Raw genomic sequence first — 25,340 nt, forward strand, 5'->3', positions numbered from 1 at the left:
ATAATTATAACTTTTTATGGTTTTTTAAATTTGAAACAGGTTACATTCAACTCTTTCAGAGTTGTCTACCGGCGATGCCAGGTAGAGTTGGTTTTTGTCCCTTTTTTGGCAGTATTTCATACTGCGTTATTGATATTAATCCCCATTCGGGGATAAATTTAATCTTCTTTTAAAAAATTAACTCTATTCTTAATCCATTTCCCGAAGGGAATTAACCTGCCGGCAGGCAGGTATTAATGACAATGGATGTAATCCATTGGAAATCAAACAAAAACAATCTCAACCCTGAAGGAGTTGAATATATTGCAGATAAATATTGTTTATATATTTTCAGCATCCATTTGAATTAAAAAAATTCGGGATGATTCATGTTTTGTTTGGGTAAATACAAGAAGGATTCATACTCAACATTTCCTCCGATCGGATAAAAAAATATACCGCCTGGCTTTGGGAATACCCTTTGCAATCACATTCAATCACATTTTGAATTTGGGGAAAGAGATATTTTTTCTATATTGGGTAATGAAAATAGGATAATCAAAAGAGCTTCACGGGAGCGTCGGCGGTTAAAGAGGTTATTTACCTCATCGCAAAAATGAAAGGAACCTATCATTAATAGAATTAGAACTGATAGCTCATATTCGATTGAAGAGAGAGTGTAAATTAAGCTTTGCCACTAACAATCCATGGCAGCTCAGTAGCTCAATTCGTCGCCACCGCCTTTTATGGGTTATTCTATGAATACAAAAAAATACCATTACATAGAATGGTTTACCGGGGACCCTAAAACCGGAACCAGGGGTGAACAGAAAAATACAGAGTTGTTTGATGGTGAAAAGGCCCCCAACGAGACGATTAACCAATCATATATAAATCAACAGAATGAGTAAAAACATCATTGTCGTACTATTTTTCCTAATTGGAATGAATCAATTAAAATCACAAGAGGCCGGCCAAATTGTAATCGGCACGAAGCATATACTCCACTCCAATATTTTGAATGAAGATAGAGCATATTGGGTGAGCCTTCCTGAATCTTACAACAACGAAGGATCATCCTATAAGAGCTATCCGGTGCTAATCATACTGGATGGGAATGCACATTTTAGGGCTATAACAGGTATGGTAAACTATATGAGCTCCGGATACAATGGAAATAGGAAAATTCCGGAAATGATTGTAGTAGCGATTCAAAATGTTGATAGAAGACGAGACTTCACACCTGACAAAATCATAACCGTAAGAGAGAATAATTCTGGCGGTGGAGAAAACTTTTTAAGCTTTTTGGAAGATGAACTGATACCTGAACTGGATCAGGAATATAGAACAGCGCCTTATAGAATACTTTTTGGACATTCTTTAGGTGGATTACTTGCCACGCATGCCTATATGAAAGAAAAGACTCTTTTCAACGCATTTATTGCCGTTGACCCAAGTTTTGGCACCTGGGATGCTGAAACTATGGACAAAAAATTAGATGTCGTAACCAAGAAATCATTTGAAAGATTCATTTACCTAGCCACCGCGAACTGGGGCAAAAGAAATATTAGCAATCGGGATCGCCATGTACGATTGTACGAGGCATTGAATAGTAAATGTGAAGGGGATTTTCCTGCAAAACTGGAATATTTCGAGCATGAAAATCATGGTTCGGTCCCACCTGTTGCTTTTTACAATGGAATCTCTGCCATTTTTGAAGGTTATGGGATTTCCTACAGAGATGTGGAAAGCCAAGAGCAACTCATTCAACATTTCCAATCTCTTTCCCAGCGACTTTCATGGGAATTTAAACCGCCGGAAGCTCTGGTGAACCAAATAGGATATAGAATGCTACAAAGCAGGAATGAAGAGGATCAATCAAAGGCATTATCATTTTTCAAACTGAATACAGAAAATTTCCCGAATTCATTCAATGCTTTTGATAGTCTGGGGGAAGCTTATGAAGCTTTAAGCGATGCGGAAAATTCAATTAAAAATTATAAAAAATCGCTTGAGCTTAATGCTAATAATGAACACGCCAGAATGAAAATAGAAAGCTTAAAAAAGAACGAATACTCTGAATAGTATTTATTATTTCAAGCAAGACCTCTTTGGCATTCGTACCGCAGATTTTGATTAGCACCATTACCTGATACAGTTCAGGAACAAATCAATGAAGCGATTGGATATGGATAGGACGGTATATTTGTTTACCCAGACCAGGATAGGTAGCCAGCTTTTTCCCGTCGCAGGCATGTTGCCTCAAATGGCGCACTGCTTGCTGCTGCCTTGTGCCTTCCCGGGCAACCAATTTTTTTTTGTATATTTAACCGATATCAATCAGATTAATAATGCTCTGATGAGAAAAAAAACAAACTTAGATCATGCGAATAATTCATAACTTTCAGATTCTATCAGTTATCGTTTTGGCCTTTTTGCTGACCCTGGGTTGTTCCGCCCTTTCTCAAAGAAAATCTACCCCGGATTCACTTTCAAAAAACGCACCTCAACAGAAACAGGAAGAACATGAAGTGCCGAAGGGGAGCAAAGTACACGAGCTTCCACAGGGATTGCCCATTGCAGCATTTAGTGCAGGTGGAGCAAAAGAAAAAGCATTGGAAGATTTTATAAAGGAACAGAAAGTAGCCGGCTTCCTCGTTTTACAAGATGGAAAGATCAGGTTGGAACGCTATGCGCTTGGGCACAGCGCATCGAACCTATGGTCGTCCTTGTCTGTGGCAAAGTCAGTAACGAGTACCCTCGTGGGGGCTGCCATTAAGGATGGTTACATCAAAACGGTGGACGACTACGTAACGGACTACATCCCTGATTTAAAAGGGAGTGCCTATGATAGCGTGACCATCCGCCATCTTATCACCATGACCTCCGGTATACGATGGAATGAGGATTATAATGATCCGAATGGCGATATTGCCAGGTTTTCTACTGATTCAATTGAACCGGGCATGAATGCAACAGTAAGTTATATGCGACGTTTACCGGCCGAGGCAGCACCGGGTAAGAAATGGGGGTATAGTACCGGAGAAACCCACCTGCTGGGTGTCCTTGTCAGCGCAGCTACTCATCAAACCTTATCCCACTATCTTTCTTCCAAGATCTGGATTCCTTACGGTATGGAACAGACGGCCACCTGGAGACTGGATCGAACCGGCCAGGAAATGGCAGGCTGTTGCCTCCAGATGCCGCTCCGTGATTTCGCAAGGTTCGGACAATTTGTTCTCGAAGACGGACGTATCAACGGGGAATCCATTGTTCCTGAGGATTGGTTCAAGACAGCAACCCAAATTCAGGTGCCGCTTTGGCCCGGTGGAGGTTATGGATTCGGATGGTGGATCTTTAATAGCAATAGTTTCGAAGCATTGGGCATCCATGGCCAAATGATCCATATCGACCCTTCAAGGGAACTTGTGATAGCCGTCAACAGTGCATGGCCGGAAGCCGATAGTAACGAACGACATTTCGCAGTCTCTAATTTTATAAAATCCATTACTGACGAAATTGATAAAGAGAAAAAAGCATCGTCTGGCAAATAATTAACTTGCTACCCATGTGGCGCACTGATTGCCACCGTGGGCCTGCCCGGATTGGCTCTTTGCTTATTGATAATTAACAAGCTATTTATTCATTTGTTTAAAATTTATTAATGGCTTGAACCTGTCTGCCGCCAGGTTCGCCTAAACTTTTTTAATCATAAGGGAATGGTATGTCTGCCTGGCAGCAGACAGCCTTAATAAAGTTTATGCTCATTTCATCTTACTCTTCTTATACTAACCGCTACGCATCTACTTTGCCGCGCCGATTCTGTCCCTGGTGGATATTTCGCAGGATACCCTGTATACCGAAACCCTTTGCCATCCACTTGCCAGAAAAAGGCACAGATGCTAGGAAAATTCAGGAATTATTATGACATTCGGATATCAAGACCACTTTAATTTATCCCCATGTGATCCACCGAATCATCCGGAATGTAAAAAGTCCGTTAGATGATTTGGGTCTGGGAGACGAAAAAGGTACATGAAAAGGTGGGAATGTTCGTATATAACTTAGTTAGCTGCAATAAAACAAAATGAAAAAAAAAGCAAATTTAACCTTCTTACTTCTTTTCCTTTATTGTTGTTTTAGTTATAGCCAATCAATGATTATTGACCTGCTTCTGCAACAAGACCCATTTGAATTAAGAGACACAATAGGGATTGATGAAATTATTGAAACAAAAATATTTTACGATAATAACGGGGAATCAGATACTCTTATAGTCAAGACTATTTTCGACGCCCGATTTCAGATAATTAGACAAGAAACAACAAACGATACTGGCAATGATATTTATGATTTCGAAAGAGAGGATGGAAAAATTTCAACCATTACAATTAAGAATTTTGATGAGAGCCATTCTCTGAAACGCAAGACTGAAAAAAAACATTATTATGATGTTGACGGTAGATTAGAAAAAGTGGAGGAAGAGACAATTATCGCCAAGGGAAAAATAAAAAATTATGGTCGAAACTACTATGAAAAATTAATAAAATGTGATACAAATGGTTTTCCTATTGAAGCAATAGAAAAATCAACTTATTCTATAGAGAGGCATGAAAAGGCGAAATATAATTTTGAAGAGAATACTGTTCTAATTGAACATTATTCGGGTAACAACAGCTATATCTACTCAAAAGAATATAGTATAAGCACTGAGCCTAATAAAATAAAACCAAACGATTTAAGATTCTACAATAGTAACGGGCATCTAACTTTTGAAAAAATAGATCACTGGAAATTCAACCATTATGATTATAGGTATGATTTAAAAGGAAATTGGATTGAAAAAACTGTTTTTCTCATAAATCTTGGCGTATCTAATTCTGAAGTTCAAAATTATGTCACTGACAAAATATTCAGAGAAATTATTTACTCAAAATAATCAACTAGCAGCTAACATACGCTACCACGATCATGCCTTGCCGCAGGCGCAACACAAGGCACGCCGGGTAGCAAAACCGTTGGGCACCATTTGAAATGAAGAACGATACAACAAGAAAAATCATACTAACTATACTTTCTATAGTTTCAGCATTTGTTGTACTCCGACATGAAATCTTGAATTTAAACAAGACAGAATGGTTCATTTTTGACAGCTTCGAAACACTTTTTTGGTACGGACTTGGAATTCTAATAGCTATTCCTACGACCGTAAATGCCGTGAAATCTTATAAAAGGTCAAACTCGAAAACCTATATCATTCCCGTCATTATTTTAAGCTTTGCGACTATTTTGAACTTAGGACTTCAATTCGTTCAATCCGAAAATGATAGTCCTGTGATTTTATGGGCGCATTATGATGGTGACACGAACGGACTAACCTTGAAATTAAGAGAAGATAAAACTTATAGGCTTGAAAATTACAGCATTTTAGGAGGCGACTTTATCGAAGGAAACTATAGAATCGAGAACGATACAATTTACATGGATAGAAAAGAACCAATTGGAAATGACTTCATGAATGACAAATTGGTCATTACTAAGGACAAGGTGTTATTTCATCTTGACAATAATGGAGAATATGAAACAGGATTCTTTTCTATGAGACTAATTGAAAAAAAATAAAAACCGGTGGCTAATATTAAAGGCTGAATAGTCTGGTGCAACCGACTATTCGGACTTTGTTGAACGAAGCGTAGCCGGAAGTGAAAGAAAAATTCTTTATGGGTTTTCGATTCAAGGCAGGAATTTTATAGAGGAAGGTTTATAGAGATTTATTGGGATTACTTGCCCTGTTGGGGTTAAAAAGAGTGGTTTATCATTAAATATTAGAGAAAGTTATTTACAAAATACAGCACTTTTTTAAGCCTTTTGCCTGTGATTTCTGCCAGGTAAACATAAATGAGAATACCGGGCGAGGTATTTAACCACATGTTGAACTCCGGCAAAAGGCTTTTTGGTGTGTACCACCCAATCCTTAGCATAAAGGTTTTCTTTCCAGGGATGATAGCGGGCAGGCTTGGAAGGAAAGTCCGGGGGTAATATTAAAAGGCCCTGCTCAAGTGCCAATCGCATTTGTTTGAGGAAAAAAGCTTTGAATACTTTTTTCAATGATTGAGTTTGTGGGAACACTACCTCGAACGATGCAGTCTTCCGGTCGTTTGTTCAGGTGCAGCATTAAATCACTAAGGCCGCGAAGGTAATTTTGCCGGGTAGCCCAGGCATTATTGGCAAGAGCCATATGGTTATCCATGCGCTGGAGCGCGTCATCAAATTCAGTTACGCCCGTGGGCTTCCAGGTTTTTTTTAACAATCATAATTGATTACTTTAGTGAAACAATGAAAAGAAAATAGTAATTTAATCGGTGCAAAGCAAGTGGGGAGGGATTAGTTGCTCCGTAGGAGCTTTGTTCAACAATGTGCAAAACGGAAAGTGAGGCTATGCGCCTCACCTGCGTTTGCACCAAACGTTGTGCGTCATATTAGAAAAACCCGAAATGGACAAAAAGTTAAAATTGACATATCTAATACTCATATTGACACTGACCTTTTCCTGCGTTGAGAAGAAACCAACAGAAAAGGAAACTTATAAGCCAGAATTGGTAACGACTTCAAAAACCGACACCTTAAAATTCACTTCAGGAATTCGCGCTATCTTTCAGGACAGTAAAGGAAATTATTGGATTGGTAGTCACCAAGAAGGTGCATGCGTATTTGATGGAAAATCATTTGAATACTTTACAACTAATGAAGGGTTACCTGATAATCAAGTCCGTTCAATACAAGAAGATAAAAATGGAAACATCTGGTTTGGAACAGCAAACGGAGTTAGTAGTTATGATGGTAACAAAATCACAAATCATACCCCAATAACAGATGATTATTTACAAAATGAATGGAGAAAAAAAGTCAATTGCCTTTGGTTTAATGCTGGAAACAACGCAGGCGTATATAGAAATGATGGTCAAATATTGAATTATTTAGCATTCCCTATACAAAAAGGGGAAAATATTAATAACTCATACGGAGTAACAGGTATTTCAAAAGGTCAAGATGGTAAAGTATGGGTAGCAACTTATGCAGCCTTATTCAATTTCGATGGCAAAGTAATAAATCTTTTTGATAAAAGTAAATTGGCTCTTAAAGAGAGTGAAGTGTTGCATATAAGAAGTGTCTTCGCAGATTCCCAAGGACGAATTTGGGTAGGGAATAATGGAATTGGAGTTTTGCTTATTCAAGAAGATTCAACAACAAATTTCTCCGAAAATAACGGGCTTATCCACCCTAACAGTAGTAAAAATGGTAACCCATCACCAACAGGTACTTTAGAACACATTTTTGCCATACAAGAAGATTCAGAAGGAAATATTTGGTTTGGAGATAGAGATACTGGACCTTGGAAATTTGACGGAAAGACTATGAAAAACTTCACTATAGACAATAAACTTACTACACCGATGATTTGGTGTATCTATAATGACAACAACAACAATTTACTTTTTGGTATGGCTGGTGGCGGAGTTTATAAATTTAATGGGAAATCATTTAGTAAAATGTTTTGAAAAGAAATACGAACGCACAATAGCTATAGCGCATTGAAACGCGCCATAGCCAAACCGTTAGTGACAATACTAGCCTAATCAAGACTTAACATTATGAGAAAAAAATTATTATTATTTATCCTAATAGCCTTCATTCTGACAAATTGCCAGCAAAAGGAAGATGCTGTAAATCTCGAAAAACCAACAACCCAAATAGTTATTGGTCACATTGACTCACTCAAATCTGATATTCTTGGAGAAACCAGAAAAATATGGGTGTATGTTCCAGAAAACTATGAGGAAGGCAAAAAGTATCCCGTCTTATATCTACTAGATGGTAACGGCCATTTTCATTCGGTAACAGGTTTGATTAAACAATTGAGCACCGCTGGCACAAGGGTTCTTCCGGAAATGATTGTTATTGCTATTCCAAATACAAATAGAAGTCGTGATTTAATACCTACTCATGCTGATGTTGATTATCGCACCGGTAATGAACTTCAATATGACAGTGGTGGAGGTAATTCTTTTCTTGATTTTATTGAGGATGAGTTGATTCCCTATGTTGATAGAACATATCCAACAACCTCTTTTCGTACTTATGTTGGACATTCATTTGGTGGACTTAGTGTGATAAATGCATTAACAACCAGAAGTCATCTTTTCAACAATTATGTGGCGATTGATGTAAGCCTTTGGTGGGATAATATGGCATATCTGGAAACTGTAGACTCCTTGTTATCAGTTAATGATTATACTAATAAGGGTCTTTTTTTAGGTATTGCAAATACAATGATTAAAGGGCAAAACATTTCCAATGTAGAAGAGGATACCTTAGCAAGTTCAACACTTATAAGATCACAATTGAAATTTGTAAAATCATTAGTAAAGAAGGACAATGGATTAAATTTTGAATGGAAATACTACCAGAACGACAATCATTTTAGTGTTCCACTAATTACAACATATGATGGCTTACGATTTCTATTTGACTGGTATAGATTCGAGTCAAGGGATGAGCTCTATTGGAGTCCCGACGATGAGTCTTTGGAATTGTTGAAATCGCACTATAAAAATGTATCACAAAAAATGGGATACGAAAATAAGCCTAATGAGGCGTTGATCAATGGCCTTGGCAATCGCTACCTACGTGACAAAAAGTTTGACCTGGCAGCTGCCTGCTTCGATCTTAATATTGCCAATTTTCCATATAGTCATAATGTCTACGATTCAAGGGGAGATTGTTACCTCGCTGCTGGGGACTCCCTGAAGGCACTAGAGTTTTATAAAAAAGCACTTGAAACTGGCGATAATAATTATACTCAACCAAAAATAGATATGTTGAAGGAAAAACTACTAAAGAAATAAGAGTAAAAAGTCACTAACAAAAAATAAACGGCATTGAAACGACCGTTTATTAAGACCGTTGTGTGCAACTTTGAAAAAACTGAGTGAAGTGTAGTTAATTTGAAATTTGACATACTAACTGAATAAACAGTTAATTTAAAATAGAATTTCAAATGGGAAATTTAAGTCAAAATCAATCAAAAATTATTAAGGGAGCAGGCTGGTTATTAGGAATTTTGCTCTCAGTTGTAGGTGCTCTGGTAGTATTTACCTTATCTGATAGTTTTGCTGCGGCTATTTCAGCTGCTTTACCAATTGGTGTTTTTGCAGGAATTAGTTTAGAGCAAAAATTTCAAAGAGAAAATATGCAAGTTGACACTAATAAAACTAAAATGATGATTAGCTCTTTATTATTTGGTTTTATCATTTTCATTGCAATTTATATCATTCTACACCTTTAAAAATTCTTTTTAACTGCGTGCAAAATCAAATAGAAATAGAAAAAGAGTTTGTAAAACGAATCCAAAAGCATCAAGGGATTTTGCATAAGATTTGCTTTGTCTATTCAAATAACAACGCAGATAAGGAAGATTTATATCAAGAAATTGTTTTGCAATTATGGAAGTCGTACCCATCATTCCGAAAAGAAGCAAAATTTTCAACTTGGATGTATCGGGTTGCTCTTAATACTGCAATCACATTAAACAAGAAAGCTGCCTTATTTGAAAATCACAAAACACAACTAAGTGATGAATATGCTATTTCAGAAGTCATTGACTATTCCGAAGACATTAAAATTCTTTACAAAGCAATTTCAAAACTTAGCAAAATAGAAAAGGCGATTATAATGCTCTGGCTTGAAGAAAAAGCATATAGTGAGATTGCTGAAATTGTTGGAATATCGGAAAAAAACGTAAGCGTAAAATTAGTGAGAAGCAAAAACAAGCTCGCACAAATAATCAAAAAGATAAGCTGATGGAAAATTTAGATTTAAATAAATATCAATTAGCTTGGAAAAAAGAAAAATCATTTCAAGCAGAAAAACTTTCTGAAATTGAGATTCAAAATTTTATGAAATCTGCTTCAAAAATTGTGGGGCATTACAAAAGGTCTTTACTTTTCGATATAGGATTTAAAGGTATATTACTCATTTCATTTCTTGTATTAATTTTTCTTCTAAAAAATCAATCAAATGCCATTATTACTAATTCATTTATTGTATTCATAACTACCATTGGAATAATTTGGCAGACAAAAGTTTACAAAAGAGTTGATAAAATATGTGTTACAAAAGAACATTTAAAAGATTTACTAAGAGCATATATTGACTTTTACAATGGGGAATATGTTAAATCCATATTTGTGAGTGCCTTGTCGAGTACTTTATTTTTTCTTAGCGGCTCTCTTTTTTATGTGTACTTCAAATACAGGCAAATCCCGTCTTTTGAATTAGATGATTTTATTGTTTTAACCGTAGGAATTATTTTGAGTTATGGCGTTAGTGCTTTTGCTCAAATAAAACAAAATGATTATCAAATTAATCAATTGGAAAGTTGTTTAGTTGAAATTGAAGAAAATACAATAGACGCATCAAGCATTAAAAAATATCAAGCTAACAGGATAAAAAATATAGTCACAATTGGAGTAGCATTGATTATTGGAGTGATTATTTTTTTGTATCTGATTTTTGGATTAAATAATTAAATGGAGATTAAAATGAAAAATCTATGTTATTTATTGTTTTCGTTTGGAATCATTTCAGCAGCGATAGCAATTTATCAGTTTACTCAAGGGACTACTCTTTGGGGAAGTTTAAGTGTTGTATATTCAGTGATATTTTTTATATCTGGTTGGTTAAACTATAAAAATGTGAAAATTGACAAATAAGAGACTTTTAGTTATCGGACAATTTACTTTGCTTCTTGGCTTTGTCGGATTTTGGACTAATTACTTATATTTCGACAATTTGATAATTTACTTTTTTGTTGGTGTTTTAATTGGACTGTCTTTGTTATTCAACTTAGTTTATTTGATTAAAAATAGGAAATAAAAGTATTGTCATTATTGATTTAATAAAAAAAGCAGCACACAACACCTATACGCAATGCCCTTCGGGACACTGCGCATAGCTTAACCGTTACCACACATTTAAGAAATGGAATGGAATTACAATGAAATAAAACCAAAAAGTACTTTGTCTGAATATATAGACTGCATCTGGTGGGAAAATTACTCAGATATGAACCCTCACAATAATAAGCATCTGCTTATTCCAGACAATTCAATTGAGTTAATTTTTACTAATTCTGATATTCAAAGGTATTTTCCTTTATCTGAGGAATACAAAATAAGAAAAAGTCATTTAGCAGGACTTCGAACAACTCCTCAAAGTTGCACTGTAGATAAGAGTCCAATTATTAGCGTAAGATTTAATCCAAAAAAGTTCTATATACTTTGCAAAACTGAAGTAATCAAAACCATCAATAATAATTTAGAACCCAAAGAATGCTTTGGTCAATCAGTTTTGGATTTAGAAAAAGACATTTTTAAGGCTTCCTCACAACAAGATAGAATCCATCTAATTGAATCTTATTTTGAGAAATACTTAATCTCTCAAAGCAATTGTAGTGATGATGTTTTCGAAAAAATTGTAAGCTATATAGATAGTTGCAAGGGAGATTGTACTATTCGTGATTTTTCCTCTCTATTTCACACTTCCACTAGTACCATTGAAAGAAAATTTAAAAAAAACTTAGGGTTAACCCCTAAAAAATACAGCATGTTAGTAAGGTTTGTGAATCAAACTTTTACTAAAAAAATAGAATTTAAGAATTATATTAACAATACTGGTTTTAACTATTATGACCAAGCTCATTTTATTAAAGAGATGAGTAAATTCTCCGGCTTAACGCCCAAACAGTTGACTTCACTAAATATTGGAATTCAAGAAGTGTCTTTTAAAAAATAGCAACTTGACGATTTTTTACAATTATCATCAGTTTTGATACAATATTTTTGTATTAAAAAATATGAGAATATTATCATTATTGGTTTTTTCGTTAATTGTTTCAAATTGTATGGCACAATTGAAGACTATTGAATCGATTAATCTTTCGTATTACGGAGAAATGATTACCCACCCGGGTATGAAAATAAGTGCTGATTTCAATATTAGAGAATGGGATAAAATAAAGTCGTCTAAACACGACTCTTCCAAAACAATTAACAAGAGCTTACTTATTAGTCCTGCTTTAGGATTTTTTTACCATAGAAGAAATCAAACGGGATTATTCTTTATACCAGAAGTTAAATATAAAAGACAAAACCCAAAAGGAGGCTTTTATGAAGTTGGGATTGGAATAGGCTACCTCCGGACTTTTATCCCAAATACTTATGAAGTAAATAGAAGTGGTGAGGTAAATAAAACTGTAGCAGGTCATAATTATTTTGCAACAAATTATTTTATTTCGTTTGGAAAGGATTTAAACATCAAAAAAAATCTTCCTATTGCCTACTTCTTAAAACCTCAGTTTATGTATGCCGTTCCAAATTTTCCCAATGGCATTGGGTATTTTGTACTTGAATTAGGTATTAAATACACATTAAACTAATTGATATGAAACAGATTAGATATATACTATACATAGCTCTTATATCGATTTTAAGTTCTTGCGAAAAGATTGAACTTGAACCAAACTCAGATATCTTCTTTCACGCGAAAATTGATGGTACGGAATTACCCGTTTGGGTTAAAGGGAATACAGCTTCCTCAAAATTTATAATTTATATTAACGGTGGACCTGGTTCTACAAGTATTGATGTAGCAAAGTCAGATATGTTCAACTGGTCGGAAGGACTTGAAGAAAACTTTGCTATGGTTTACTATGACCAACGAGGTTGCGGTAATGCACAAGGAAATTTTGATGAAAGCTTATTGACAGTCGCCCAGTTTGTACAAGACTTAGATGCTATAATTTCAGTTTTAAGTGCAAAATATCAAAATCCTGATATTTATTTAATGGGGGCAAGTTTTGGTGGATTTATTGGGGTAAACTATTTGCTAACCTCTGATTACCAAAATAAAATAAGCGGTTGGATTTCGGTTGACGGAGCTTACAATTTCGATTATGATTTAAGTTGGCAATACCGTAGAACATTTTTATTAAACATTGCAAACGAAGAAATTTCAAAAGGCAACATGATTGAGCATTGGACTGATGCTCTTGAATGGACAAATAATAATCCAATTATAACAACTCGAGAACAAAAAAACGAATGGAGAAATTTTGTAGGTTGGCCTGGTGAATTAATTATACCAGAAGAATTAGCAACGCTTTCGGCTCGTCAATATATTGAAATTGGATTTTTCTCAAGTTACAATCCTTTCCCTGCTTATGTTTCATCAAATCTGGAAATAGTGAATGACAGATTAAATCAAGATGCGGAAGGTAAGAATCTGATTGCAGAAGTTTCTGATGTGACTATCCCTTCGTTACTAATTTGGGGTAGGTACGATGATTTAATTGTACCAGAGGAAGGTTTGGATGTGTTTAATAATTTCGGCACTTCAGTTAACGACAAATATTATAAGATTTTGCCAAATTCGAGCCATGAACCTTATATAAGTGACCCTGATAATTTTAAAAAGGAGATTATTGAATTTGTGAAAAAGTACTAATTAAAAACGTGTGGCTAACAAATAAGCCCCAAAGCGAGGCGGAGGCGCAGCCGACGGCCGTAGCTTTTGGGCTATGCCTGTCTGCCGCTAACCCCGGAGCAGGCAGGTTGGAAGCACCCGCCCTTTCAGCAGGATATTATGGGCATTGAAAAAGTTGGTTGATTTGGGTAAAGGACCAAATGGGAAAAAGCAACGGCCTGCATTAGCTTGTTTTTATAGGCAACTTTTACATTCGTTCTTTGAAAACCGCATTAATAAGGAGTTGTATTTATGGTTTGTGGCTTTTCAGGTGTAGCCAGGCATGAAAATGGCCCGAAAGACAACGCTCATCGCTTTGACAGGAAACAAAAAACCGGACTTTCGTTTGGGTGCTTGCCATTTCCCTTGTTTGTTTATTCCTCCACCGGGGACAATGGCATGTACATGGGGGTGTAAACTCAGGCTTTGTCCCCAGGTATGCAGTACCATTGTAGCGCCGGTAGCTGCTCCGAGGTATTTTGGATCGACGGCGAAGTTTTGTAAAGTCTGCCATGCAGCCCGAAAAGAGTAAATCGTAGCAAAAATTGGAATTGTAGATACACCAGCTATTGAGCTGTTCAGGAATGGTGAACACGACATGGTAGTAAGTTACGGGCAAGAGTTCCTGTTCGCGAGCTTGTATCCACAGCTCGCGCTCCAACCCTCCGCACTTGGGACAGTGTCGGTTGCGGCAAGAGTTGTAACTCACTCGTAAAACTTGTTCACAAGCAGAACAATAGTCGATGTGGCCGCCAAGCGCGGTTGTTCGGCACTGCTCCAAAGCCTATAACGTTCTGGAGGCAGTGGGGGGATACAGATGATCGGCGAGTTGGTCTAATGCCTCTTGTAGTTCAGCCCGATGGAAACTATTGCTTTTTTTGACATGATAAACAGTTTTAGTGAATTGGAAAGATAGGTCAAAAAGTGTTATCTTGGAGGAGATTTGAAGAGTTCCTATCGCGTAAGCGGGTTCAGTCAACAAAACCTACACCGGCTATGCTGACACGCAACGCACGGCGTGTAGGTAACCGCTGCCAGTAATTTGAGAGAAACCGAAATGGGAATTATAATTAGAAATGCAGAAATAAAAGACTCGGAATCAATAACGGAACTTTCAAATCAATTGGGTTATGAGGCACTAAATTCAGATCTTCAAAATCGACTGAAAACAATTTTAGAGCATCCTGATAATTGCATTTACGTTGCAACCGTAAATGGAAAAGTAATTGGTTGGATTCACGGATTTTATTCAATGAGAGTGGAATCGGACTTTTTTGTGGAGATAGGAGGTTTAGTTGTTAGAGAAAATTCACGAAAAAATGGAATCGGTAAATTGTTAGTGGATAAATTAATAGAATGGACTGAATTGAAAAATTGCCGAAAAGTCAGAGTAAGATGCAATGTGATAAGAACGGAAAGTCATAAATTTTATGAGAAAATCGGATTTGAAATAAATAAAGAACAGAAAATATTTAACAAACGACTGAATTAAAAACTACTGGCAATATTAAAGGCTGAATAGTCTGGTGCAACCGACTATTCGGACTTTGTTGGACCTGTCTTCAGACGAAGCGTAGCCGGAAGTGAAAGAAAAATTCTTTATGGGTTTTCGATTCAAGGCAGGAATTTTATAGAGGAAGGTTTATAGAGATTTATTGGGATTACTTGCCCTGTTGGGGTTAAAAAGAGTGGTTTATCATTAAATATTAGAGAAAGTTATTTACAAAATACAGCACTTTTTTAAGCCTTTTGCCTGTGATTTCTGCCAGGTAAACATAAATGAGAATACCGGGCGAGGTATTTAACCACATGTTAAACTCCGGCAAAAGGCTTTTTGGTGTGTACCACCCAATCCTTAGCATAAAGGTTTTTCTTTCCACGGATGATAGCGGGCAGGCTTGGAAGGAAAGTCCGGGGTAATATTAAAAGGTCCTGCTCAAGTGCCAATCGCATTTGTTTGAGGGAAAAAGCTTTGAATACTTTTTTCAATGATTGAGTTTGTGGGAACACTACCTCGAACGATGCAGTCTTCCGGTCGTTTGTCCAGGTGCAGCATTAAATCACTAAGGCCGCGAAGGTAATTTTGCCGGGTAGCCCAGGCATTATTGGCAAGAGCCATATGGTTATCCATGCGCTGGAGCGCGTCATCAAATCCAGTTACGCCCGTGGGCTTTCAGGTTTTTTTTAACAATCATGATTGATTACTTTAGTGAAACAATGGAGAGAAAATAGTAATTTAATCGGTGCAAAGCAAGTGGGGAGGGATTAGTTGCTCCGTAGGAGCTTTGTTCAACAAAGGCTATGATGTCCATGCCTCCTAAACGTCGGCACGGCACATAGCCAAACCGTTGTGTGTCATTAAAAAAATGAGTAAATGAAAATAAACCTCCCAACAAAAAAAGGAACTCCGAATACAAATCCTGAATTGGAACTTGACCAATTGGTGGTCATTGGTGCTAATGGTTCAGGAAAAACAAGGTTTGGAGCAAAAATTGAAGAGAATAATCATTTAAAAACTCATAGAATATCGGCACAAAAATCCTTGACAATGCCCAAGCTTGTTAGGCCAACAGCTTTAGAGGTAGCTAAAAATGAGTTCTTTATTGGAAGTAATCATCCCAAGCAAAATATAAATGAAAGTCTTGATTATAAAAAAAATAATAGATGGGGTAGTAATATAAATACTCACTTACTCAATGACTTTGAAAAACTTTTAGTTCTGTTACATACAGAAGAGTATGAATCTCTCTCTGATTCAAAAGAAAAGAAAATTCTTTCTCCCAAAACAAAAATTGATACAGTTAGAGAAATTTGGGAAAAAGTATTACCACATAGGCAGTTGAGAATTAAGGCAGGAGTTATTGAAACTTTGCCAATCGGTCAAGAAGCAAATAAGTACAACGCCTCTGAGATGAGTGATGGCGAAAGAGTGATTTTTATTTGATTGCAGAAGTTGTTTGTTCCCCTGAAAATTCTATTGTAATTATAGATGAACCAGAAATGCACATTCACAAGTCTTTAGTAAAAAGCTTATTTGACCTTATCGAAAATGAACGCAAGGATTGTGCTTTTATTTATTTAACCCACGATATCGATTTTGCATTTTCAAGACAAAAGGCACGCAAAGTTTGGGCAAAATCTTATGAAGGCTCCAATGTATGGGATTATGAATTACTAGAAGACAATACCCCAATTCCCGAACAATTATATTTAGAAATCTTAGGTAGCAGAAAACCAATTTTGTTTATAGAAGGGGATAGTTCAAAAAGTATAGACGAAAAACTTTTAGAACTTATATTCCCTGATTACACTGTAAAATCTTTAGGTAGTTGTCAAAAAGTGTTTTCTACAACAAAAGCATTTAATGAGCAAAGTGATTTCCATCATATAGAATCTGTTGGGCTAATAGATAGAGATAGGAGGACTAATGAAGAGGTCTCTCATATTCAAAATCCAAATATTTGGGTTGCACGGGTAGCTGAAATTGAAAATTTTCTACTTCTAGAGGAGATTGTAAAAGAGGTGGCTTCAAATATGATGAAAAATGCAGATGATGTATTTGAAAATGTCAAATCTAATATTATTTCATTTTTTGACTCGCAAAAGGAGAAACAGGCTTTAGAGCACGCATTGGCACGTGTTGAACGTCTCTTTAAAAATGTAACTAATAATTCTGATGTCAAAACGATTTCGGAATTCCAAACAAGTTTATCCTCCTTTTGGTCCGGTTTTAATGTAGAAGAAATATAGTAGTGATTTTCAAAAATTAAACCTAAAAGACTATTGGATTTTAAAAGTATTTAATAATAAAGGAATTGTTCCAAACTTAAACAACATAATATTTAAACGGACGAATGAATCATATCTTTAATTATCAAATTGGTCTATTTAAACAGAAGGGAGGACTTTCAGATAGAATTAAACTTAAAATCAGTCATGGAAAAAACAGGAAATAACGATTTACGAAATAAAAAGGCAGAATTAAAAGGAGTCAACAACTGAATAAATTAAAAAACCTGCACAACGAAGGTATATTAAAGGCTGAACTCACTGGTGCAATTCCAGGATTTCGGACTTTATAGAGGAAGGTATAGAGATTTATTGGGATTACTTGCCCTGATGGTGTTGATGATAGTGGTTTATCATCAGAAGTCGCTTAGAGAAAGCCTGACCAAAATACAGCACTTTTACCGGTCTCGTAGAGAGTTGAAGAACCAGTGGTTGGCGCATAAATGAGAATATCAGGCGCCAAAAATTTAACCACATGTTAAACTCAGGAAAAGGCTTTTTGGTGTGTACCACCCAATCGCGGGTTGGGAATTTTCCACGGATGATAGGGGCAGGCTTGAATGGAAAGTCCGCAATAATATTAAAGACACTGCTCATGCCAATCGATTTGTTTGAAGAAAAACTGAGCTGTTGGTGATCCTTTTTTCAAAAATTGTGTTTGTGGGAACACTACATCGAACGATGCAGTCTTCTGGTCGTTTGTCCAGGTGCAGCATTAAATCACTAAGGCCACGAAGGTAATTTTGCCGGGTAGCCCAGGCATTATTGGCAAGAGCCATATGGTTATCCATGCGCTGGAGCGCGTCATCAAATCCAGTTACGCCCGTGGGCTTTCAGGTTTTTTTTAACAATCATGATTGATTACTTTAGTGAAACAATGGAGAGAAAATAGTAATTTAATCGGTGCAAAGCAAGTCTGGAGTTAGTTGCTCCGTAGGAGCTTTGTTCAACAACATTTTGCTGTCCATGCCGCCGAACAGCAAGCCAAACGTTAGCGGTCATTGTAACAGACGACATAGCAGACATAAAAGAAACAGAATATGAAACAGACAATCATCTATTTTGCGTTGACAATTTTTGTATTGACTTCGTGCAACATCAAAACGGAAAATACAAGTAACAATATGGCTACAACAACAAGCGACATTAACAAAACGATTAATAATAAAAATATGATTACTCAAAAAATAACACCCTCAATTTGGGTTGAAACGAAAGATGCAAAAGCGGTAGCAGATTATTACCTTTCTATTTTCAAAGACGGCAAACTTAAAGAGCATCATAAATATAAAAATCCACCGGAAGCAGGCGGAGAAGACTTTGAGACCGCAATTATTGAAATTAATGGAGTAGAATTCAATATTTTAGCCGCAGGACCTTTTTTCAAATTTAATGAATCTGTTTCATTTGTTATCAATTGCATAGACCAATCCGAAGTAGATTATTATTGGAGTGCATTGACAGCAAACGGAGGACAAGAAAGTTCTTGTGGTTGGTGCAAAGACAAATATGGTTTATCATGGCAAGTTGTTCCAGTTGAATATTTTGACCTAATAAACAGTGATGACCCTAAAGTCAGAGAAAAGGCAATTAAGAATACACTTAAACAGAAAAAAATAATTCTCTCTGAACTTAAATAAAAACAAAGAACCGCTAACAGCACCTACAAAAAAGGCGGGGTTTCGTGCTCCATAGGTAAATTTGTGCAAGCCGAAAGTTTTGTTCTCCAAATGAAATATATGAAAGCCCTGACAATAAAAATTACGAAATGGTCGGAATTAATCCTGATTTCAAAATTGATTATGAAAAGGGTGGTTTTTCGTTTTACAAGCAATTAATTAATGAAATGGATACCAGAGATATTGCCATTGAAAAAGCTATTAAGCTAGGTAATAATTTGAATTCGACGGTTCTTTTAAACAATTAGGAAGAGCAATAGCAATTAAAGGAAAATGTAATTAAAAACTACTTACAATAAATAGAATAATACCTGCGGGTGCAAGGGGTTTTCGAGCGTTTGTGTCTTGTAAAAAATGAGGTGCAAACTGATAGGAAACTGCCTCGTAACGCACGCCCCCACGCCACAAAAACAGTTTCATGTTTTGAACTTTTCCTCTATCTTTACCTTCTATAAATGGCTAAATCCACATGCTCCACCAAGTTGCCTTTTGACTATGAAAACCCACGTGCTGATCTCTTTTTTCATCTTAATGACCCAGGTCACCTTTGCCCAGGTCATCATAGACTCCTGCTTCATGAGCGTGCCTCCCGGAACGGATTTCACGTCCAGTCCGGATCTGGCCAACAATACTTCTATTGAAGCTGACCTGCTGGAGTGGTCGGGCACCAGTTGGATCGGCGGCTGGCCGACGGTCAATGTGACCATTCCGCCGCCCAATGCGGGCGTAGGGTGCAGAGCCTTGTTTATCGGCAGTGCCACGTCATGGACTACAGGGGGGGAAGGTTTCGGCCTTCGGTTGAGTTCACCGCTCATTGCCGGACAATCTTATTCTTTTGACATTTCCTATGTAAGTGACGGGGTGGGAAGCGACGGTAATTTTGCCCCTGCTTTTTTTACAAATAATGCCCCGACTATTTTCACCGGCACTTTAGTGGGCAACCTGCCACCGGTTGGTTTTGCCTGGGAAACCCATACCATTACTTTTACGGCAACAGCCGCCCAGGCCGGACACAACTGGATACTGATCCACTCCGGGCCTGATGGCAGTTCGGGCCTGATCAACTCCTTTTGTAGCTCCTGCCAGGATTGCTCTTCCTTTCCGGGGAGTTTCAACTTTGGCAATGATGTCACCCTTTGCGCCGGGCAAACCCTGTCACTGGAGGCTGCCATTGGGAATTCAACTTATCTTTGGCAGGATGGCAGCACGAACCCAACGTTTACGGTTTCCCAGCCGGGGACCTATTGGGTGGAAATATCAAACGACTGCGGTATTTTATCCGATACCCTGAATGTTAATTACACCTCACCGCCTGACCCTATCGACCTCGGGGCAGATACGACCCTTTGTGAGGGAGCCTCTTTTCTCATTGAGGTTACAACGCCAAACGTAACCTACCTTTGGCAAAATAATACCACCGCGCCAACCTTCACTGTCAATCAACCGGGAACTTATTGGGTACAACTGTCCAATAACTGCGGTGCTGTGAGGGATTCCCTTGTGGTAAGTTATGAAACTCCGCCCAATATAAACCTTGGAAATGATTTAACCCTGTGTGAAGGAAGCACTACCCTACTCGACGCCACGACACCCCATGCTGATTACCTCTGGCAGGACGGTTCCTCCGGCCCTACCCTGCTCGTTTCCGGAGAAGGCACTTACCGGGCGCAGGTCACTAACCTGTGTGGAACAGATACCGATACGATACGAATTTTTCACCTTTCCCCGCCGGAGGTTGAGCTGGGGCAGGACACCATACTTTGTCAGGGAGAATCCCTGCTGCTGAATGCCACCCAACCGGGGGCAAACTACCTTTGGCAGGACAATTCCAACAGCCCCTCCTACCTGGTCATCCAACCTGGCATCTATTCGGTGGTGGTCACCAACGATTGTGGAACGGATAATTCAGCCATTAATATAGATTTTGACAACTGCGTGTATTGCGACCTGTATATTCCGAATGCTTTCAGTCCCAATCGAGATGGAATAAATGATGCTTTTATGCCGGTTTCCAATTGTGGTTTTGAAAAATATAACCTGTTGGTCTTCAGCCGTTGGGGAGAGCAACTTTTTGAAACCGACCTCCCGGAAGAAGGCTGGGACGGAGTGTTCCGGGGAGAAGAACTGCCTGCCGGAGTTTACGTTTACCAGGTCACTTTTCAGTTTTTGGACGGCGTTGTCAAGACAAAATCGGGAAGTGTGACTTTAGTTCGCTAAAAAAACAACTGCTTCAGATGCAAGGCAATATTGACCAGCATTATTGCGGCAAGAGCGAGCGATAAGATACGCATCCAGCCGGCATTGGCCTGGCGAAAGGCATCGGCTCTTTCCTGTGCTTCTTTGGTTTTAGCCTTTAACCTGCCGGTTGAAAACATATACAGGTAAACCGCAAAGGCCAAAATCAACAATTCAAAAAATAATCCCAAATATTCCATGGTAGAAAGTTTAAAGATTAAAGGCTAAAGATTAAAGTGAATTTCATGGTTACAGGATGACGCCTTTTACAACTTCCCGGCCAAGCCGTTTCCTCCTGATCCGGTAACCGATTTCCATCAAATTTCTTCAAAAAATCCTGTCTTCCGGTTTTTACGCACCTTATCCCAGGCAAAATACCGTCCATTCATGGCTACATATACCCCGGGAGGTAAAACCTGCGCGAAAGCCAAAGCCGCACCAAGGTTAAAAAAACCGTCTGAAGAACTTCCAAAGGCATAGGGAATCATGGCGCCTGTCAAAATGATCGTTTTTGTGTCCAGGTCTTTTCCGGCAAGGTATTCAGCAGTTTCGGCCATCGTATCCGTCCCATGAGTGATCAGGATATCTTTTGCGAGCGTTCTTTTACAATTGTGATAAATGATTTCCCGGTCACCATCCTTCATTTCCATACTGTCAATCATCATCAACGTCTTCAGGTCAATGTCCAGCGTACACCTTCCCAAATCAAACATTTTAGCGAGGTGGGTGTCTTTAAAATACAATTCCCCGGTAATATAATTGTATTCTTTATCAAAGGTACCCCCTGTTACAAAAACCTGAATCATCAGCAATATTTTAGGTAAATCGATCTAAAAACCGGAAAAACATACCCGGTCCAATCAAATAATGGCTTAAATCGTAATTAATATGCAAAGGTAAACAAATCTGCCTTTTTCACTACTTAGAATAATTCTAAATAAGTTGGAAATGCCAGTTTTGCGGTGTATCTTCGTGGGGAGATTAAATCAATCATTATGAACGCGGTACGTGTCATATTAGCCGACAACCAATATTTAACCCGGTTCGGATTAAAGTGCCTGCTGGGAAGCCAGGAAAATATTGAAATCATCGGAGAGGCTGAGAATGAGGCAGAACTTCTGGATTTGGTCAATATAGAAAGGCCTCACCTTGTTATTATCGATTATTTCCAGCAGGATCATTTTTCTGTTTCGACCCTGCGCAAATTACAAAGCCTGTCGCCTTCCATAAAATTAATGGTAATTACTGCCGACAACAACAAGCACCGGATTTATAACGTCATTGAGAAGGGCGTTTCCGGTTTTCTCACCAAGACCTGCGAGAAGAAAGAAATTCTAGATGCCATTTTTTCCATCACGCAGGGACAGCGGTCTTTTTGCAATAAAATACTGGAACTCATTCTGGAGCGTTCTTTTGCCAAACCGGGGGATGAATGCGCCCCTACCCCATTGAGTGATCGTGAAATTGAGGTCGTCAAACTCATTTCCAGGGGGCTCATCGCCAAGGAAATTGCCGGCCTTTTGAACCTCAGTACCCACACCATTTATACCCACAGGAAGAACATCATGAAAAAATTAAATTTAGGTTCTTCCTCAGAATTAGTGCTTTATGCCGTAAATAGTGGTATATTGCAATAAGTTTGGATACAATCTTTTGTAAAAAAGTGCGTTTCCTTATAAAAACAACAACCCGGAAGAATAACAGATTGCTTCCAGGTTGTCGATAAAATCGACTTTGCGAACAGATAGTTTTTTAAATTAACAAAGTCATTTAACTCTTTATCAGAGTGGTCTATCTATTGCTGCTGAACTAAAAAATAATTGATTTTCAGCAGTTTATAAACCATTCGGATAAAACTACTAACTCTGGTTAAGTGAACATTTTGTTTTATTTTCAAAATTAATTACCATGAAAGCAAAGTACCTTTCCTTACTTGTCCTCCTATCCATTTTATTTTTAGCCATTGAGGTCAATGCAGAAAATTTATACATTCTTTATGATGAGCAATGTATGGACAAATTGGAATATGACCATCCTGACAAGGGTGATTATATGGTTTATCGCATCAATACAGGAGCTGGAGAATCCATAATTTTAGAGGTTGGCGTTCAAAGCAATATCGGACAGGATGAACTGCCACGTCCTTTCATCGGCTGTTATAACGGCTCCTTTGATATGCTGCTCGTCAATCGCATCAATGCACGTCCAGATGAAGTGTATATGGTAGTACCCAAAGGAAAAAAGTATTATGTCACCCCCATCAAAAATGCTATCTCCTATAAACATGACGGCGATGTGATCACCTACGTTTCCCCACAGTACAGCTTTAAATTCGATCTGAAAAACGGGGTAATCAACGAAAACATTTCTTACAAAAACCTTAAGGCAAAAGTTTACTTTGACGGCAGGCTGGATAATGAATGTAGCGGGATTTACCTGTTCAGGCAAACGACCCGTAACTCCACTGGCGCCTACGCCTCGCTGAAATTCGTCCCGGAAATCGGGGTCATTGAAGAGAAAATCAATGTATCTCCGGGCAACCCTGGGGAAACGGTGCTGAGCCTTTCCACCATCAATGACAAGCGTTATGATAAATACCTTGAAAGTCTTTGCGCCAAGGCATCGGATCAATCTCTTTCTTTTGACGCGACTTACAAACCCGAAGCCTATAATGTCACTCCAGTTTCGCCAACGGCCAATCCGCCTCAATTCATTGTAAAGACCGGAACGGATGAATATACCACCAAAGGGGTCCCTGAAGAAAAGGTCGCCAGATTTCACATCGTTAAAAAAGGAGAAACCCTCTATGGCATTGCCAGAAAATATGGCATTACTGTCAGCGAGATCAAAGCGTGGAACGACAAAAAAGGGAATGTTATTTACTCCGGAGAAAAATACCTGGTAAGCGCTCCCGTGGCGGAAGTTTCAACACCCGCTGTGATGGAAGATAACCTGACCGCAAAATCCGGAATTGTTTGGGAGGCTGGAAAACAAACTTCCTCAACAGCAGCATGGGATAAAAATAATACCGGCATTCATATTGCCCAAAGTGGCGAGACCATTGCTTCCATAGCCATGAAGTACGGCTATACTGAAGCCCGTTTCAGACAAATGAATAACCTGGGCCAAAATGAGTACGCCAAAATCGGTCAATCATACATCACTAATGATTGTAATTGTCCGACCACAACCAATACATTAACGGCCAGGACCATTGAGGGGTACCCAATTGTTTCTTCGGGTAATAGCCTGCCCTTCGTTGATGATCCGGCCACTCCCACCAGAACACTTGAACCGGCCCCTTATGACACCAGGATAGCTGCCCCGACAGGATACGACGCCAGACCTTACGATCCTTTTACGGCTACCGATGCTTCGAAGACGGCAAAATCCCCTTCAACCTCTGTTGCTAACCAGGTGCAGCATTACGATACGCCTGTCAATACTGGAAATTATTACAGGACACAGCCCACCACTTATGGTCAGCCACAGCCGCTTCCCGAGCCGATATCCTACCCTTCTGCCAAGGCAGAAGACGATTTTGCTCCCGGGGAGTTTACTTCCAAAGGGATTCAGAGTTTCGATACCGCAACGCCGGCTTCCTACGAATCCGCTACGAAACCCAAAAGGTTGATGCACACGGTACAGGAGGGCGACAATCTTTACAGGATTGCGCGCCAATATGGCGTAACGGTAGAATATCTCCGCGCCATCAACAACCTGGAACTCAACGAAATCATCATCCCTTACCAGAAAATTTACATCAACTAAGTGAAAATGCTAACTTACTGATAAAAAAACAGCAGGCCGGAAAACATTTTCCGGCCTGTTTTATTTTTATATTCGCAGCTTGTCAAAAGTGGGTTGTCGTTCAAAAGATGATTTCTATATTTTGAACGCAATGAACGCAGAGCATTTTTCGACAATTTGAGGTTCATTTTGCTAAACAATCTGAAACCCATTGAACAACTTGAACAATTTGAACAACTTGAACAACTAGAACAATTTGAACCCTCCCGACCTGCGGTACGGGATGTCACTACGCTCCATTTGAACAAACTAAACCCACATATCCAT

Annotated in this window: 23 protein-coding genes and 2 pseudogenes; 18 read left to right on the forward strand and 7 right to left on the reverse strand. The window is 38.2% G+C overall.

Annotated elements, in window-relative coordinates; genetic code table 11:
- Nucleotides 1-882: 882 nt before the first annotated feature.
- The 4 genes from H6571_05520 (at nt 883) to H6571_05535 (ending at nt 5,601) form a co-directional block, all read left to right on the forward strand.
- Nucleotides 883-2,064 (forward strand): alpha/beta hydrolase, encoded by a 1,182-nt coding sequence (locus H6571_05520; GenBank protein ID MCB9323184.1) that lies wholly within the window; start codon nt 883-885, stop codon nt 2,062-2,064.
- Nucleotides 2,065-2,363: 299 nt separating this feature from the next.
- Complete coding sequence (locus H6571_05525) at nt 2,364-3,533, forward strand: serine hydrolase (GenBank protein ID MCB9323185.1); 1,170 nt, start codon at nt 2,364-2,366, stop codon at nt 3,531-3,533.
- A 533-nt stretch (nt 3,534-4,066) separates the two neighbouring features.
- Nucleotides 4,067-4,918 carry a hypothetical protein gene (locus H6571_05530; protein ID MCB9323186.1) on the forward strand — a complete coding sequence of 284 codons (852 nt, stop codon included), beginning with the start codon at nt 4,067-4,069 and terminating at the stop codon, nt 4,916-4,918.
- Nucleotides 4,919-5,094: 176 nt separating this feature from the next.
- The gene (locus H6571_05535; GenBank protein MCB9323187.1) at nt 5,095-5,601 is read left to right on the forward strand and encodes a hypothetical protein; all 507 of its coding nucleotides are present in this window, start codon (nt 5,095-5,097) and stop codon (nt 5,599-5,601) included.
- Between the two features lie 237 nt (nt 5,602-5,838).
- Here the strand turns inward: H6571_05535 and H6571_05540 are convergent, their stop codons facing one another.
- Nucleotides 5,839-6,087 carry a transposase gene (locus H6571_05540; GenBank protein MCB9323188.1) on the reverse strand — a complete coding sequence of 83 codons (249 nt, stop codon included), beginning with the start codon at nt 6,085-6,087 and terminating at the stop codon, nt 5,839-5,841.
- A complete protein-coding gene (locus H6571_05545) occupies nt 6,035-6,289 on the reverse strand; it encodes a hypothetical protein (protein MCB9323189.1) in 255 nt (84 codons plus the stop codon). The genes H6571_05540 and H6571_05545 overlap by 53 nt, the downstream gene beginning before the upstream one ends.
- 184 nt (nt 6,290-6,473) lie before the next feature.
- On the opposite strand from H6571_05545, the gene H6571_05550 reads away from it, so the two are divergent.
- From H6571_05550 to H6571_05585, 8 genes are all read left to right on the forward strand, one after another.
- On the forward strand, nt 6,474-7,538 hold the full coding sequence (locus H6571_05550) for a diguanylate cyclase (GenBank protein MCB9323190.1): 1,065 nt from the start codon (nt 6,474-6,476) through the stop codon (nt 7,536-7,538).
- Nucleotides 7,539-7,631: 93 nt separating this feature from the next.
- The gene (locus tag H6571_05555; protein ID MCB9323191.1) at nt 7,632-8,885 is read left to right on the forward strand and encodes an alpha/beta hydrolase; all 1,254 of its coding nucleotides are present in this window, start codon (nt 7,632-7,634) and stop codon (nt 8,883-8,885) included.
- A gap of 152 nt (nt 8,886-9,037) precedes the next feature.
- Nucleotides 9,038-9,325: a hypothetical protein gene (locus tag H6571_05560; protein ID MCB9323192.1), complete on the forward strand. Its 288-nt coding sequence runs from the start codon at nt 9,038-9,040 to the stop codon at nt 9,323-9,325.
- A 35-nt stretch (nt 9,326-9,360) separates the two neighbouring features.
- Nucleotides 9,361-9,840 carry an RNA polymerase sigma factor gene (locus H6571_05565; protein ID MCB9323193.1) on the forward strand — a complete coding sequence of 160 codons (480 nt, stop codon included), beginning with the start codon at nt 9,361-9,363 and terminating at the stop codon, nt 9,838-9,840.
- Nucleotides 9,840-10,568: a hypothetical protein gene (locus H6571_05570; GenBank protein MCB9323194.1), complete on the forward strand. Its 729-nt coding sequence runs from the start codon at nt 9,840-9,842 to the stop codon at nt 10,566-10,568. Before H6571_05565 ends, H6571_05570 begins: the two co-directional genes overlap by 1 nt.
- 535 nt (nt 10,569-11,103) lie before the next feature.
- Nucleotides 11,104-11,832, forward strand: a complete 729-nt coding sequence (locus tag H6571_05575; GenBank protein ID MCB9323195.1) for a helix-turn-helix transcriptional regulator — start codon at nt 11,104-11,106, stop codon at nt 11,830-11,832.
- Nucleotides 11,833-11,893: 61 nt separating this feature from the next.
- Nucleotides 11,894-12,475, forward strand: a complete 582-nt coding sequence (locus H6571_05580; protein ID MCB9323196.1) for a hypothetical protein — start codon at nt 11,894-11,896, stop codon at nt 12,473-12,475.
- Between the two features lie 5 nt (nt 12,476-12,480).
- Complete coding sequence (locus tag H6571_05585) at nt 12,481-13,542, forward strand: alpha/beta hydrolase (protein ID MCB9323197.1); 1,062 nt, start codon at nt 12,481-12,483, stop codon at nt 13,540-13,542.
- A gap of 300 nt (nt 13,543-13,842) precedes the next feature.
- On the opposite strand, the pseudogene H6571_05590 reads toward H6571_05585, so the two are convergent.
- Nucleotides 13,843-14,356: pseudogene (locus H6571_05590) on the reverse strand (transposase zinc-binding domain-containing protein).
- A 246-nt stretch (nt 14,357-14,602) separates the two neighbouring features.
- Here H6571_05590 and H6571_05595 point away from each other — a divergent pair.
- Entirely contained in the window at nt 14,603-15,052 is a 450-nt protein-coding gene (locus H6571_05595; protein MCB9323198.1) for a GNAT family N-acetyltransferase, read from the forward strand.
- Between the two features lie 320 nt (nt 15,053-15,372).
- Here the strand turns inward: H6571_05595 and H6571_05600 are convergent, their stop codons facing one another.
- Nucleotides 15,373-15,549 carry a hypothetical protein gene (locus H6571_05600; protein ID MCB9323199.1) on the reverse strand — a complete coding sequence of 59 codons (177 nt, stop codon included), beginning with the start codon at nt 15,547-15,549 and terminating at the stop codon, nt 15,373-15,375.
- A 385-nt stretch (nt 15,550-15,934) separates the two neighbouring features.
- Here H6571_05600 and H6571_05605 point away from each other — a divergent pair.
- A pseudogene (locus H6571_05605) lies at nt 15,935-17,310 on the forward strand (DUF4435 domain-containing protein).
- A 357-nt stretch (nt 17,311-17,667) separates the two neighbouring features.
- Here the strand turns inward: H6571_05605 and H6571_05610 are convergent.
- A complete protein-coding gene (locus H6571_05610) occupies nt 17,668-17,946 on the reverse strand; it encodes a hypothetical protein (GenBank protein MCB9323200.1) in 279 nt (92 codons plus the stop codon).
- Nucleotides 17,947-18,473: 527 nt separating this feature from the next.
- Here H6571_05610 and H6571_05615 point away from each other — a divergent pair.
- Together H6571_05615 and H6571_05620 are read left to right on the forward strand one after the other, a co-directional pair.
- Nucleotides 18,474-18,989 (forward strand): VOC family protein, encoded by a 516-nt coding sequence (locus H6571_05615; protein ID MCB9323201.1) that lies wholly within the window; start codon nt 18,474-18,476, stop codon nt 18,987-18,989.
- A gap of 393 nt (nt 18,990-19,382) precedes the next feature.
- Entirely contained in the window at nt 19,383-21,245 is a 1,863-nt protein-coding gene (locus H6571_05620) for a gliding motility-associated C-terminal domain-containing protein (GenBank protein MCB9323202.1), read from the forward strand.
- On the opposite strand, the gene H6571_05625 is transcribed toward H6571_05620, so the two are convergent.
- Nucleotides 21,242-21,463, reverse strand: coding sequence for a hypothetical protein (locus H6571_05625; protein MCB9323203.1), 222 nt, complete (start codon nt 21,461-21,463; stop codon nt 21,242-21,244). The genes H6571_05620 and H6571_05625 overlap by 4 nt on opposite strands.
- A gap of 117 nt (nt 21,464-21,580) precedes the next feature.
- A complete protein-coding gene (locus H6571_05630; protein ID MCB9323204.1) occupies nt 21,581-22,069 on the reverse strand; it encodes an asparaginase in 489 nt (162 codons plus the stop codon).
- Nucleotides 22,070-22,258: 189 nt separating this feature from the next.
- On the opposite strand from H6571_05630, the gene H6571_05635 reads away from it, so the two are divergent.
- On the forward strand, nt 22,259-22,900 hold the full coding sequence (locus tag H6571_05635) for a response regulator transcription factor (GenBank protein MCB9323205.1): 642 nt from the start codon (nt 22,259-22,261) through the stop codon (nt 22,898-22,900).
- A 271-nt stretch (nt 22,901-23,171) separates the two neighbouring features.
- Nucleotides 23,172-25,034 (forward strand): LysM peptidoglycan-binding domain-containing protein, encoded by a 1,863-nt coding sequence (locus H6571_05640; protein MCB9323206.1) that lies wholly within the window; start codon nt 23,172-23,174, stop codon nt 25,032-25,034.
- Nucleotides 25,035-25,340 lie beyond the last annotated feature (306 nt).

This window comes from Lewinellaceae bacterium (assembly GCA_020636105.1).
Classification (GTDB): Bacteria; Bacteroidota; Bacteroidia; order Chitinophagales; family Saprospiraceae; genus BCD1.